This window comes from Methylocystis sp. Uni0008 (assembly GCF_056838045.1).
On record NZ_JBXEJH010000002.1, the window covers coordinates 254,602 to 267,922 of the forward strand.

8 protein-coding genes and 5 pseudogenes are annotated in these 13,321 nt (G+C 60.7%); 9 read left to right on the forward strand and 4 right to left on the reverse strand.

Annotated elements, in window-relative coordinates; all coding sequences use genetic code 11:
- Positions 1-79: 79 nt before the first annotated feature.
- Positions 80-316 carry an antitoxin gene (locus tag AC0X69_RS21085; protein WP_482613831.1) on the forward strand — a complete coding sequence of 79 codons (237 nt, stop codon included), beginning with the start codon at positions 80-82 and terminating at the stop codon, positions 314-316.
- Positions 313-713: pseudogene (locus AC0X69_RS21090) on the forward strand (type II toxin-antitoxin system VapC family toxin). Before AC0X69_RS21085 ends, AC0X69_RS21090 begins: the two are co-directional and overlap by 4 nt.
- A 76-nt stretch (positions 714-789) precedes the next feature.
- Here the strand turns inward: AC0X69_RS21090 and AC0X69_RS21095 are convergent.
- The gene (locus tag AC0X69_RS21095; RefSeq protein WP_482613553.1) at positions 790-1,878 is read right to left on the reverse strand and encodes a linear amide C-N hydrolase; all 1,089 of its coding nucleotides are present in this window, start codon (positions 1,876-1,878) and stop codon (positions 790-792) included.
- 380 nt (positions 1,879-2,258) lie between these two features.
- Positions 2,259-2,470 (reverse strand): annotated as a pseudogene (locus tag AC0X69_RS21100) (IS110 family transposase); the annotation flags it as partial.
- A gap of 67 nt (positions 2,471-2,537) precedes the next feature.
- Here AC0X69_RS21100 and AC0X69_RS21105 point away from each other — a divergent pair.
- The 3 genes and pseudogenes from AC0X69_RS21105 to AC0X69_RS21115 all read left to right on the forward strand — a co-directional run bounded on the left by AC0X69_RS21105 (position 2,538) and on the right by AC0X69_RS21115 (position 4,211).
- Positions 2,538-3,124: pseudogene (locus tag AC0X69_RS21105) on the forward strand (transposase).
- Positions 3,125-3,619: 495 nt separating this feature from the next.
- On the forward strand, positions 3,620-3,922 hold the full coding sequence (locus AC0X69_RS21110; RefSeq protein WP_482613554.1) for a hypothetical protein: 303 nt from the start codon (positions 3,620-3,622) through the stop codon (positions 3,920-3,922).
- A 16-nt stretch (positions 3,923-3,938) separates the two neighbouring features.
- Positions 3,939-4,211: a hypothetical protein gene (locus AC0X69_RS21115; RefSeq protein ID WP_482613555.1), complete on the forward strand. Its 273-nt coding sequence runs from the start codon at positions 3,939-3,941 to the stop codon at positions 4,209-4,211.
- Between the two features lie 32 nt (positions 4,212-4,243).
- Here AC0X69_RS21115 and AC0X69_RS21120 read toward each other — a convergent pair.
- Positions 4,244-4,379: pseudogene (locus tag AC0X69_RS21120) on the reverse strand (ATP-binding protein); the annotation flags it as partial.
- 1,070 nt (positions 4,380-5,449) lie between these two features.
- Positions 5,450-5,572, reverse strand: a complete 123-nt coding sequence (locus tag AC0X69_RS21125) for a hypothetical protein (RefSeq protein WP_482613556.1) — start codon at positions 5,570-5,572, stop codon at positions 5,450-5,452.
- A 1,569-nt stretch (positions 5,573-7,141) separates the two neighbouring features.
- On the opposite strand from AC0X69_RS21125, the gene AC0X69_RS21130 reads away from it, so the two are divergent.
- The 4 genes and pseudogenes from AC0X69_RS21130 to AC0X69_RS21145 all read left to right on the forward strand — a co-directional run bounded on the left by AC0X69_RS21130 (position 7,142) and on the right by AC0X69_RS21145 (position 13,124).
- Positions 7,142-7,336: a CopG family ribbon-helix-helix protein gene (locus tag AC0X69_RS21130; protein WP_482613833.1), complete on the forward strand. Its 195-nt coding sequence runs from the start codon at positions 7,142-7,144 to the stop codon at positions 7,334-7,336.
- 1,296 nt (positions 7,337-8,632) lie between these two features.
- Positions 8,633-9,232 (forward strand): annotated as a pseudogene (locus AC0X69_RS21135) (transposase); the annotation flags it as partial.
- A 275-nt stretch (positions 9,233-9,507) separates the two neighbouring features.
- Positions 9,508-10,254: an IS21-like element helper ATPase IstB gene (gene istB / locus AC0X69_RS21140; protein ID WP_482613558.1), complete on the forward strand. Its 747-nt coding sequence runs from the start codon at positions 9,508-9,510 to the stop codon at positions 10,252-10,254.
- 485 nt (positions 10,255-10,739) lie between these two features.
- Positions 10,740-13,124, forward strand: a complete 2,385-nt coding sequence (locus AC0X69_RS21145) for a hybrid sensor histidine kinase/response regulator (RefSeq protein WP_482613559.1) — start codon at positions 10,740-10,742, stop codon at positions 13,122-13,124.
- Positions 13,125-13,321 lie beyond the last annotated feature (197 nt).

Sequence of the window (13,321 nt, forward strand, 5' to 3'; positions counted from 1 at the left end):
ATCGCGCTTGAAAAAGGCCGACACCATTGATCCTACGGGGAGAAAAGCATTTGTTTATGGCATATGCTTGGAGGTCGGCGTGGGTGAGGCGCGGCATGTGAAGCTATTCAGAAACGGGCGGAACCAGGCGGTGCGAATTCCTGTCGAGTTCGAGCTGCCTGGCGACGAAGCGATCATACGCCGCGAAGGCGACCGTCTCGTGCTCGAGCCGACGCGTAAGCGCGGCCTATTGGGCCTGCTCGAGACGATGGAGCCGCTCGATGAGACATTCCCCGAGATAGAAGATCATCCGCCTACGCCGGAAAAGATATTTTGACCCGTTATCTGCTGGACACGAATATCATTTCCGATTTGATTAGGAACCCAAAAGGCAAGGTCGCGAAGCACATCGCCCGAGCGGGAGAAAACAACGTCTGCACGAGTATCGTCGTGGCGGCCGAGCTCGTTATGGCTGCGCAAAGAGCGGCTCGAAACGGCTCTTGGAGGCGGTCGAGAACCTTTTGGAGGAGCTGGACGTCCTGTCTTTGGAAGGACCTGCCGATGCGGAATGTGGGAGGATTCGCGCCGAGCTGGAACGGGAGGGACGTCCAATCGGGGCGAACGATCTGCTGATTGCCGCCCACGCTCTGGCGATCGAAGCCACGATCATTACCGCCAATGTCGCTGAGTTCGCCCGAGTAGACGGGTTGAATGTACAAAACTGGCTTTCATGAACGCCCGCGCCAAAAGGATGACGCGGGCGTGATCTGCACCTTGGCCGGAGCGATGCCGTCTCGGCGGCCGCGGGGTTCAACTCGGCGCCCTCCAGCGCTTTAGGAACTTTCGAGCGTCGCCACCGATCTTGGGATCGTGCAGATTGAGCGCCAGGACCGACGCGCCGGGTTTGAAGTTGGCTTCTCTAAAATCCAGCCAGAACAGGCTCGGCGCCATGGCGCTGCTGACGTAATACACGCCGTTGGTCACGTCGGCCGCTGTGACCCAATTCGTCTGGCACGCGCCCCAGAAGCCCTTGTCCGGGGCGCGCGCGGGATCGCGGAAGGGCACCTGCGCGATCCGCAACAGCGATAGCGAGCCCGCCACGGCCTCGGTGTAATTCTTCGGATCGGGCAGATATTTGGAGAAGGCGGCGAGACGCATGAAACGGTCCTCGGCGCCCTCGTTGCCCGGCAGCGGCTTGGTTCCGCCAAAGGGCGCGTATTGCTGCATCAACTCCGCCATTTCGTCGTAGGGCGGATCATTTGTCATGACGCGATATTCGGGCCCGTGATGGATGACGAGCTTGCCGGTGATGTATTCGATAATCGCCGAGTCGCCTGACGGATCCTGGACGGCGAGATGCGTCGGGAGGTGTTGCGAATAGCCAAGGTCAGTTGACCAGGCTGGCGCAATGCGGAACTTCGCTTCCCGATGAGCGTCGACGACCTCGTTCACCGTGGCGAAATTATCGAGAACATACTGGGCCCAGTGCGTGTCCGGCAGCTTCGGTCGGCTGTCAGGCGCTTCGAGCCGGCTGTCGTCCAGGACAAGCATGTGGGCCGAAAGGCCCTTCTCGTTGAGCCCGTCCGTGGCGCAGCCATCGAAGGACACGATCGCGCCGCAGCCGTATTTGGACGTCCAGCTCATTGTATCTGGGCCAACGCCTTCGATTTTTCCTTTGACTCCGGGGAGGACGCTCCTCTGCGTGTCTCGAGCCATGCCGCGCGGAAAGACGACGAACTTCGGGCGCTCGGGGAGAGCGACCGGTAGGTCCATCGAGCGTACGACGATCTTCGCGATATTGCGATCGTTTACGAAGGCCAGCGAGCAGGCTGAAACGAGATTGGCCTTCAGTGCGAAAGGCGCGGCGAGCGCCCCGCCAAGAAAAGCTCGCCTGAGCATCAGATTGGCACCTCCCCGAATTGCATTTTTCATAATACTTGCCCTGGTTGCTTATCACGACACAACATAGCTGTAATCGACTAAGCCGGGGTCAGCGCAGAATCTTTCCAAACGTATGGCCCGCCCCGTTTGCAAGAGTTTTTACGTTCCTGCCCTCTGCTGCACGTATCCGGCATCGAGGCATGGCCAAGAGCCAAGATGGAGATCCGCGCAGCCCGGTCCTTATAATCGTACCGACCTTATCGGCCATTTTGGGAACCAGGTTTCCCGGCTGCCGTTCGACTGTTGGGCCATCTCGCATCCACCACTCGCAAACATCGTCAGTTCATCGTCACGTCACTCCGAACGACAAACAAAATTTCACACCGGAATCGGCGACGTCATACCGCAGCCGGTAAGGCATTCGTGTCGAACCTTTCTCCCCGGCGCAGCATCGCCCAGGCGATTCGAGCCAACTTGTTGGCGAGAGCGACGACGGCCTCGTTCTTGTGCGCTCGCGCCAGTAAGCTCCTGACCCAGCGTCCAAGCGGGGTATCTACTGCGCAAGTTGCGGCAACGCCGCCCGAGCGCCATGGATCAGCAATTTGCGTAGGCTCAGGACCTATTAAATTTAATTGCGGCGTGATTCACATGAGGCTTCTGATTCGGAGGTCTCGAAGATGAGCAGCCTGTTTCTCCTGAGCGCGCGCCAGATGGCGCGAATATCGCCGTTCTTTCCTTTAGCGCATGGCGTGCCGCGCGTTGACGATCGACGCGTTGTCAGCGGCATTGTCTATGTCATCAAGCACGGCCTGCAATGGAAGGACGCGCCCAAGGACTATGGACCGCACGAGACGCTCTATAATCGCTTCATCCACTGGAGCCGGCTCGGCGTATTCGACCGCATCTTCGCCAGCCTTGCCGCCGAAGGGCCAATGCCCGAGCGCATCATGATCGACTCGACGCGCGGCTGATGTTCCACGCGCTCCCAAAAGCCAGAATGCTGATCGCCGACAAAGGATATGACAGCGACGACTTCCGCGAAGCGCTCAAAGCGCGCGGAACGGAACCCTGCATTCCGCCACGGCGCAATCGCAAAGCGCCGCGCGACTACGCCGAGGCCCTCTACCGCAAGCGCCACAAAATGGAGAACCTCTTCGCCAAACTCAAGGATTGGCGGCGCATCGCCACCCGCTATGATCGATGCGCCCACGCCTTCTCGGCCATCTGCATCGCCGCAGCCGTCGCCTTCTTCCTCAATCAATGAGTCCTGAGCCTAATCTTTTTTGCTTTTTTGCTGACTAGAATCGAGTCCGCCTCAGCCGCATTCGCGATCGACGCTAAGGAGTTTGCCAAGGCCAGGCAAGCGAGAGTCAAGACGGCGCGCGCTATGCGCATGGGCTTTCTCCTGCTTGAGCCTTAGGAACGAGTCTGGTGGCGCGCTTCCAGCAACGCTCCCTCTCACGCTCTTTGAGATGGATCGGACGCCTTGCATCAAAGGCAAAGGCCAGCGGCGCCATTCACGCCGTAAACGCATGACTCTGTGCAATGTTCCTGAACCGCCGCCCTGGTGCAGGCTGGTTCGGCCGATCTGTTCAAGGTCGCTGCCGAGGGCATCGTAAAGCCCGACCGCACATGGCGGTCGCCATAGCGTAACTATCGCGGCTGGTTCGCGCTTGCTCCCGTCGCGCGGCGCGAGCCCTCTTGAAGTATTGAGCCGATTTTTGGGGCCCCCATTTAAGTTACTAAAAAGGAAAAATCGATGACCCCCGCTGGTCGGCATTTCGATGCGCCCCGGATGGCATCTATCCGGTGCCTGGACATTGCCGAGCGTTGGTTGACCGCATGCAGCGCAACTGTTTGCGTCCCAATGACCGAGTCATTCGCCAACTTCTCAGACGAGAAATTAGCGGATATGTGCATTTTGAGATGGGGGCTCGATCAACCGCAAGGCGAGGATAACGACTTAACCTGGTTCGAGGCCAATGAAGCGAGCCGGGACTTGCTCGTTTGGGCGTTCGCCACCTATCGGGCATTCGCCATCCAAGAGCAATCAGGCCGCTGATCACGCCGCCGCCTCCTTGTTCGCCGAAAATACCGCCCGCGCAGAGCTAAACGCGCTTGAACGCGGCGACCGCATCGCCGAGTGGATTAGGCCTGCGGACCAACGCCGTTCATTTTTCGCCGTCACGATGAGGCTGTACATTGCGGATGCCGATGATTTCGCCCCGCTCTACCGGTTTTATCTCGCTCGGGAGTCCGAGATGATCTCGCTCCCCATCCCGATTTGGTTTCGCCCGGGTGGCGAGCGTCTTCCGGCGCTGTTGTTTTGTTTCACCTGTGGCTGTTTTTGATCAAGCGGATTTGGCTCCTTCCCGCGCGCTCCTCATAGGCTCTCGCCGACGAGTTCGATGCGATGAGCGTTATGGACGAGGCGATCCAAGATCGCGTCGGCGTAGGTGGGATCGCCAATAATCATGCCATGAAGTCACGGGAAACTGGGAGGTGACGATCGTCGCGCGTAAGCTGGGCGTTGTCCTCTATCGCATGTGGGTGGACGCAATCGAGTTCCATTGGAGCAATGCTGTTCCGGCCACATAGGAGACTGGCGGAGTTTGGAGCGGATCGAAGAAGGCCGCTTCTTCTGATGTCCCGTTGCCGGGACGAAGGCTTGGCAAGGTCGTGGATGATGCTGTGAAGCATGATCCTGGCGACGAGAGATTCAGAGGGACTTGACGAAAACCGGTCTATTACAGAGCCATCATCGGTCTCGACCTTGCAAAGCGGTCTTTCCAGGCGCACGGCGCCGCGAGGCGCACTTTAGAGCGCTTCGCGCTGAAGGAGATTGCGCTCAGCATGAGAAAACCGCCAAAAATACTAAGCCGTCGACGAAGCGCCCTGGGAGGCCTCAAAACGGCCAAAGGGCTAGGCTTCCTCGCTTCAAGGCGTTCCGCTCCGGCGTCGGAAAGGGATTGGAGAATGCGAAGCGTCGGAACCGGCTTGGCGCTTTATCAGTCAGCGATACCGGCGCACGTCCTTGCGATGCCGTTCTTGCGGCTCACTTTCGCTGGGATTTCAAATGTAGGCTGACGCATTGTTCAGCCCACATTTGGCGGTTAAGGACGGGCTCGATAGGACTCAAACACCGCCTGCGTCAAGAAATGCGAAGAACCTCGCGCATGTATTATTTCCTTGGCTTGCGCCGCGCTGGCACGTGCACTGAACATTCGTATACTGCTGACAAGTCGTAAATCCTCGTGGGTCGCGCAGGCCGAACCTTGTGATAAGCTCGCAAGCGTGCGCAACCCATTCCGTGCCGGAGTTGCCCCTCAGCTTAACAAATGCGCCGTCCGGCATAACGTAGTGGGGAAATTGCCCGTGCAAGTGACCTGGTTCGTGAACGAAGGTCGGTTGCCAGTGATTGTCGGTGCAGAGGCCCATTTCTTTAATCCTTTGTGCACGAAACTAAATCGAGATCTGCTCCAGTAACGTTCTGTCGTAGGTTGGCGTTCCCCGAGACGCTGAATAATGTCGTCGGGGCCGATCCAAGTCCATCAGCTCTTTAACTAGCCGATTACGGCGAAGGGCTAAGTCAGCCGGTTTCCGCTTCAGCGATCTCTTGCGTCAATGCGTCGCCGAAGTCAGCCGCCTCATAGAGTGGACAGATTTCGATCTCGCTCGGGCCGGTCATCGGGTTGGGCACCGCTTCACCCATTCGACCGCCTTGGCCATGTCCTTGACCTCCCAGCGACTAGCTCGGTCGTCTCTTCAATGGGCCATCATAGACGGTCCGGTCGGCGCCTTTGAAGTGCTTCCCGCGCCCCCTAGGCTCGGCTCATCGTCGACCACGTCCTCGGCCGGCGCGTCCTCTTCCGGCGGATTGTCTTCCTCCAGATCGGCGTCGCCGTCGCCTGGTCGAGCAGCGCTGCGAGCGCGGGCGCTGCGCGGCTGTGACGACGATCGGTAGAGAACTACAGCGCCGCGCGACAAAGAAGGCGACGACGCCCACGACGGTGAACTCGACGCCGAATCGATGGACTCTTGGTTTAGCCGGCCGCATCTGCCGAGCGGCAATGGCGCCGTGCGGAGCACGGGCCGATGACCGACTTGAGCAACGTCAAGGCGCGGCTTCATCGTCTGCGCTTCACACCATCATTGCACTGACACGGCGGCTCAAACTTGCTCGGCTCTTTCTTTGGCTCGCACGCGTCACGGATACATACGACGGCGTGGCGATGAGCATATCGCGTCGCATCGTCGAGAGCGCCGAATGCTGCGCCATCAAGGCCGGGGATCTGCGGAGAGCGCTGAGGCCGTGACTTACGACCGCGCCAAGCGATCATGCGGGACGCCCATAAACGGTTCCAAGACGGCAAGCGCCTCGGTCTCGGTTGGACGTTTTCGCAATGCCTGGCGACGGCGTGGAGCGCGGCGAAGGAGCTGCGCAAGGCCGCTGCCCGGGGAATTGCGGCATAGGCTCTGAGCCCTACCTCATGCCGAGCGCAGGAATTCATCCCCGACGCCATACGCCCCGACCGTGGATGTAACGGCGGGGCGTTTTTGTAGAGTCGGGCGACGAGGCTGTTGCGGCAATCTCGCCGCCCTAGCTGCGCCAGGGTGCGGGCCTGGCGCAGATGGCGACGCGATGATAGCGCGCTGGACCGATCGCACAAGCCGAGCGGGAGGCGGATGGTTGCGTCGGCGGCTCCGCGCGCCTAAGAACCAACCCGCCCGAGCCAAGGTGCTCGGCGATGGTCCTTCGTCAGACCACCTCCTGCCCGGTCGGCGCCGACCGGGCTTTTTCATGCGTGGCAGTTCTTGCCGATAGCAGAGTCGTTGCGCGAAGCGCCCCTCGCTCCATGTATTCCTTTGTGGAGGGCGTTTCGATGCTCGATCTAGCCTATACAGCGTTCCTGGACTTTCTCGCCCGGTCGCCTACCCCAGCTGTCAGCACGGGGCCTCTGCCGTCGCGATTTGTTCCCTACAGGAGCGACCAGGCGAGCTTCGGCAAGCCGAAGACTGATCGGCAGAATGCGCCACCAACTGCGTCCCCTACGCCCGTCACACGCTCCAAGCAGCCCTAGAACGCGTCACACGTACCACACGAATCGGAAACTGCGCGAGCGCAACGATCCTTGGTTCCTCTGTCGCCCGCGAGAAAAAGGCGCAGTTCTGGTATCTTGAAAATCGGCCATTGCCGCAACTCCTTGAGCGGCTTTGGTTAGAGCCGGGCGGAGGATGGGCCCCTCTTGCTCGGCTCGCTTTTGTGTATTACACAATTTCTATGAAGCAGTCAATCCCTGTATTACGCAAAAAACCCGGCCCTGCGCCGACAGGAAAGACGCCGGTCACCAGCATACGATTAGCGCCAGAATTGGCAGCGCGAATCGACGCATGGGCGCAGCGCCAGAAAGACGCGCCGTCGCGGTCGGAAGCCATTCGGCGGCTGATTGAAAAAGCGCTCGGGCGGGCGCGCTGAACAACGCGTAGCGCGAGTTGTCGCCGCTAGAGGTCGGGCTGCACGCGCTCCATAGCGGGTTGAGCGGGAGCGAATACGCGCGGCAAGTCGCGATGAAATAGCGAACGCTCGCCGATCGGATTGCGGCTAACTGTCCCTTTCGAGCGTGCCTCTGGCGAGGGCGCTCTGCAAGGTGCGGAGCGCTTGGTGAGCTGATCGCCCTGGGCGGAAACCCGTATGAACAGAGTAAGAATTCCCGTTCGTAGACGGCCTCGAGCATCATCGTCACGGCGCGTTGCGCCACCTTGTCCTCGAAAGTTGGAATGCCGAGCATCCTTTCCGAGCCGTGGTGAAGGGAACAAAGCGCCGTTCCCCGTTTCGTCTTCGCCGATTCGGTATCGGTTGTCCGTTCGTGCACAGGTTTTATGGGGTCCAGTGTCCCCTCCCGTGCTTCAGGCTAACGGTTCTCTCCTCATGACGCCCCCTTCCCTGCGACGGGTCCCGATGAGCTCGGTTCCCCGCTTTCCGAGGTAATATGAGGACGCTACGACTTCCTGCCCGCGCACTCCCGCTCCCCTATTGGTTCGGTCGGGGACCCACGCGCTCCTCTCTCATTCGTGCTCGCCCAGGCTCCCGACGGACGGAGAGGTTGCCGTCGGGCCTGGAACAATTGGTCAGCCGGTGTTCCGTGTTCCGGCTCATCGCGCCCGTGGACGCAAGCGGGATCTCACAGGTTCCCTGAAGATCCGTCCCATGCCTTTGCCCTGCTCTGGGACCCGGTCGAGCGGAGGAAACCTCGGCTTTGGCGGTCTCCTCGATGCTGCCCCCCGCTTCCACAAACCGAGGGCCTCAACAGGGGGAAAATATCGAGGCTGACGCAGGGCTTCAGCATCCGCTGTCTACGCTTCACGAGCGACGTCGCGGCCGCCCATGCAAGACTTGCTTCCGGCTGGCGGGCTGCGCCTCTACCGGGAGGGCGTCGAACCCTCTGGATCGCTACGAAAGGTTTCAGATCAGTGTTTCCTCCTCTCTTCCAGGGCTTGTCCTGTCGCAAGCAGAATCTTCCCAATTGTACGTTAAGGGCTGGGATGGTTCGGAATGAGTGCTGATTCCGATCGATGGCGCCCCCTAAAACGAGATGAAGGCGCCCCCCGATAACGGAATGATGGCGCCCCCGCTTCCGAGATGATCCCGCCCCCCTGTAACGGAATGATCCCGCCCGGGTGATTTCATGCAGTGGCGGGCTCCGCCGTTGGCCTGATCAGGTCGCTTCCTTGGCAACCGAGGGAGCGATCCATGCCAGCGGAGCGGATTACGATGCGCCAGGCGCGCGAGATTATTCGGCTGAAGTCCACATCGATTTCGGCGCATGAGATTTCCCGGCGTCTTGGCATGCCGCGCTCGACGGTGCGGGAGACGCTCAGGCGCGCCGAGAGCGCCGGGCTCTCCTGGCCGCTGCCGGAACGCATGAACGACGACGGGCTGGAGGCGGCGCTTTACGCCAACCGACGCAGCAAGCGCGGTCACCGGCGTGTCGAAGAGCCGGACTGGGTCGGCGTGCATCGCGAGTTGAAGCGCAAGCATGTCACCTTGATGATCTTGTGGGACGAATACATCGCCGAGAACCCCGGCGGCTACAGCTACTCGCGCTTTTGCGAGCTGTATCGCGCCTTCGAGAAGACGCTGTCCGTCACGATGCGGCAGACGCACGCTGCCGGCGAGCGACTGTTCGTCGATTATGCTGGCGATGGCGTCCCGGTCGTCATCGACCGGCTCACCGGCGAAATGCGCATGGCGCAGATTTTTGTCGCGGTTCTGGGCGCGTCGAGCCTCACTTTTGCGTGGGCGAGCTGGACACAGACGCTTCCCGACTGGATCGACGCTCACGTCGGCGCGCTCGAGGCGATCGGCGGCGCTCTGCGAGCAGATCCTGGAGGCGCGGCCGCATCCCGAGTAGGGCTATCGCGCCTGCCTCGGCGTCGTCCGCCTTGCCGGCCCCTATGGCGCCGAGCGCGTCGAGGCCGCGGCGGAGCGCGCCATCGAGATCGGCGCGAAGACCTACGGTTCGGTCAAATCCATCCTCGACCACAAGCTCGATCGGAAGCCGGCGCCAAAGCGCGGCGCGGACGCGGCTCCGATCCTTCACCCCAATATCCGTGGCCCGCGCTACTACCATTGAAGGAGACGCCGACTTGCTCAAACATCCGACCCTCGACCAGCTTCACGTCCTCGGCCTTTATGGAATGGCCAAGGCCTTCGCCGAACTCGCAGAGACAGATGAGGCGAAAGGGATCGACCGCAATGACTGGCTTGCTCTGCTACTCGATCGGGAAGCCTCGCTTCGCCGCGACAAACGGCTGACGGCGCGGCTGCGCGCCGCAAAACTCCGCCAGCAGGCCAGCATCGAAGATGTCGACTATCGCGCCGCGCGCGGGCTCGACCGCGCCCTGTTCCAGAAGCTCGCAGAGGGCCAATGGATCGACGCTCACGATAATTTGGCTCTGGTCGGCCCCGCCGGCGTCGGGAAGAGTTGGCTCGCTTGCGCCATCGGCCAGAAGGCCTGCCGCGACAATCGCTCAGTCGTCTATCATCGCTGGCCCAAGCTCTGCGAAGACTTATGCCTCGCGCGCGGCGACGGTCGCCATCCGCGCATCATCAAATCCCTCGGTCGCGCTGATCTCCTCATCCTCGACGACTTCGGGCTCGAGCCGCTCGACGCCGGCGCGCGTCACGACCTGCTCGAAATCCTCGAAGAGCGATACGGGCGCCGGTCGACGATCGTCACCTCCCAGCTTCCCGTGACCTCATGGCACGAAATTATCGGCGACCCCACCTACGCCGACGCGATCCTGGACCGCCTTGTTCATAATGCCCATCGCATCGAGCTCTCGGGCGAGAGCCTGCGACGAGCCCGCGGAAAAGGAGCCAAATCCGCTTGACCGAAATCCGGAACGGGTGAGACAAATCACGTCGGTCAACGAACGCGGCGCCCGGGCGGGATCATCTCGTAAAAGGGGGGCGCCATTATCCCGGAATCCCCGGGCGCCATTATCCCGTTATAGACGGGCGCCTTCGTCGGAATCGCCAGGAATGAGCAGCTGCTCCCGGACTTAAGCCTATGATTCCCTGCCCAGAATGCTGATTTTGGAACTGCCGGCCAAACTGCAGCGCCACCATTTGTGGGTGCGCAGCAGGAGGCCAGACACCCGACGCTGAAAGTCTGTCGACCCGGCTGCGATGAAGGGGCGGCGAAAGCGAGAAAGGCAAATTGCGGCGGGCCACACGGCCATGCCCCAGGCAGAGCGACGCGCTAAACTGCACAAAGTGATCGTTGAAAAACGTCTTGCGCCGAGACCCCGGTGGAAAATCATCAGCAGCCGATTGCCGCAGTGCGACGAGGCGAGCATCCATAGGCTGGCTTTGCTTGCTTTGCCCATCCGCAGCGCTACCCTACAGTCCGCGGAGTACGTTGTTGAGGTTTGACCACAATTTCTCGAGGTCTTGGCAGTATCGCTTTGCTATAGCGCCGATTGCCGTGCTCCTCGCCACCGCTCTACGTTTTTGGATGCGTGGCTTGCTTCACCCGCAGCCCTTTCCAACTTTCTTTTTGGCCGTTCTGTTGGTCGCGGTAACCGCCGGACCAGGGCCAGTGATTCTCGCAACGTTATTGTCCGGCATTTGCGCGGTTTTTTTCTTTATGGAGCCTTCTGGCGAACCCCCATTCCTCCAGACGAGCGATTTGATCCGCCTGACAATTTTTACGGTAATCGGGTTCGGCGTCGCCGCTTTGACAGAAGCTTTGAGCCGAGCGCGCCAAGCGGCAATCGACACTCATGTGGAACTTGCACAGTCGCAGGCGTGCGAGACGGCCGCAGCCCGCGTGCGAGCAAGCGAAGAATTTGTCGGGCGGACGCTCGACTCATTGCCGCATGAGATCGTGGTGATCGACAGCGCTGGCGTCGTTTTGGCCGTCAACGGGGCGTGGAAGCGATTTGCTCTAGAAAACAACGCTGCGCCCGAGGCCGTATCAGTCGGGACGAATTACCTGGCGGCGAGTCGCGCCGCAGCTTCTTCCGGAGACCCATACGCCCGCGCCGCGCTCGAGGGACTGGAGGCGCTTCTGCGCGCGGAGCGGAGGGAATTCACATTGGAATATCCCTGCCACGCGCCGGATAGAGCGCGGTGGTTCGTGATGCACGCGGCGCGCGTTGACGGCGCGCCCGCGGCAATTGTCATCAGTCACACCGACATCACCGAACGAAAACGCATCGAAGAGGCGCTCCGCGAAAGCGAAGAGCGGTTCGCCAGCTTTATGCGCTACCTTCCGGGTCTCGCATGGATCAAAGACACGCAAGGACGTTATCTCTACGTCAACGACGCGGCAATGCGCGCCTTCCAGAAGCCACTGCAAGAAATTCATGGGAAGACCGATGCCGAACTCTTCGACGCGGCCACGTCTGCGCGGTTTCAAGCGAACGATGAAATGGCGCTTAAGAGCGAGGCGGGCCTCATAGCCGTCGAGACGCTAAAGCATGACGACGGGGTTCTTCATCATTCCCTTGTAAGCAAATTCGTGATTCCCGATGCAAACGGCGTCGCTGAAGGCATTGGCGGGGTCGCTATCGACATCAGTGAGCGCGTGCAAGCGGAGGAAAGGCTTCGCGGGGCCACCAAACAATTGATCGAAGCTGATCGGCGTAAAAATGAGTTTATTGCCACGCTTGCGCATGAGCTACGCAATCCCCTCACGCCGATCCGCAACGCCATCCATGTGCTGAGGCATGATGCGGCCGCCACGCTCAAGGAGCCCCGCGATCTGACGCTGCTTGCAATCGCCGAACGGCAGGTCCAGCATCTCATTCGCCTCGTTGACGACCTTTTGGACGTCTCGCGCATCACCCGGGGCAAAATCGAGCTAAAGAAGCAGCCGATCGAACTGGCGGATGTCCTAAGCCATGCGATCGAGGCGGCGCAGCCGGCAATTGAGCAGAGCAGCCACGACCTTCGCGTCGCGCTGCCGACTGAGCCGCTCGTGCTTGACGCCGATCCGGTCCGGCTCGCGCAGGTCTTTACAAATCTGCTGAACAACGCCGCCAAATATACCGAGCCCGGAGGCGCTATTTGGCTGTCCGCCGAACGCCGGGGAAACACTGCAGTGATCACTGTACGCGACAGCGGCGTCGGCATACCAGCGGAAATGCTTCCGCATGTCTTCGACCTTTTCACACAAGTCGACAGGTCCCTCGGACGCGCCCAGGGCGGCCTTGGGATTGGGCTCGCTTTGGTTAAGCGCCTGGTCGAACTACATGGAGGGGCGGTGGAAGCGAAAAGCGATGGGCCCGGGCGCGGTAGCGCGTTCGTCGTGCAGCTGCCGGCGGTTGCCCAAAGCGGAACCGAGAATGCAATGGAGACGACGACGGCAGCAGGAGTGCGCGTGGCGCGCCGTATCCTTGTCATTGACGATGAACGTGACGTCGCTGACAGTCTGGCCATGCTGCTGGAGACTTTCGGCGCGACGGTGCGTGTGGCTTATGGCGGCGTCGCCGGAATTGAAGCATTCAAGACATTCAGGCCCGAGCTCGTGTTCCTGGACCTCGGCATGCCGCAGGTCGACGGATATGCGACGGCGCGGCAAATCCGCGCCTTGCCCGAAGGCCGTCACGTCACGCTCGTCGCTCTTACCGGCTGGGGGCAAGCGCAGGTTTATGATCAAGTCCGCGATGCTGGGTTCGACCGGCAGCTTACCAAACCGGCTGCCCTCGAAGCTCTGGGCGAGCTTCTCGTCAATACCGAGTCCAATTGGAACTAGCCTGGAACAGGTGAAATCGTTTGAAAGCAAATAGTGTACTAATCTAATCAGATCGCCATGCTCGGCGGCTATCTCGCTCGCACGCGCCGGGTCCTTTGAGAGCCTTCTTTCTCCGGGTCAGGGCCCGGCGGCCAGCGTGTAGCGGCCGTCTCGAACACGCGCAAACTCGCCATTGTGATTTGGCGTCTCTTGACCAT

What these genes read in the sequence shown, in the direction of transcription:
- AC0X69_RS21095 (WP_482613553.1), bottom strand. Translation starts at nt 1,878, where the DNA reads ATGCTCAGGCGAGCTTTTCTTGGCGGGGCGCTCGCCGCGCCTTTCGCA.
- AC0X69_RS21110 (WP_482613554.1), top strand. Translation starts at nt 3,620, where the DNA reads ATGACCCCCGCTGGTCGGCATTTCGATGCGCCCCGGATGGCATCTATC.
- AC0X69_RS21125 (WP_482613556.1), bottom strand. Translation starts at nt 5,572, where the DNA reads ATGGGTGAAGCGGTGCCCAACCCGATGACCGGCCCGAGCGAGATCGAA.
- AC0X69_RS21130 (WP_482613833.1), top strand. Translation starts at nt 7,142, where the DNA reads ATGAAGCAGTCAATCCCTGTATTACGCAAAAAACCCGGCCCTGCGCCG.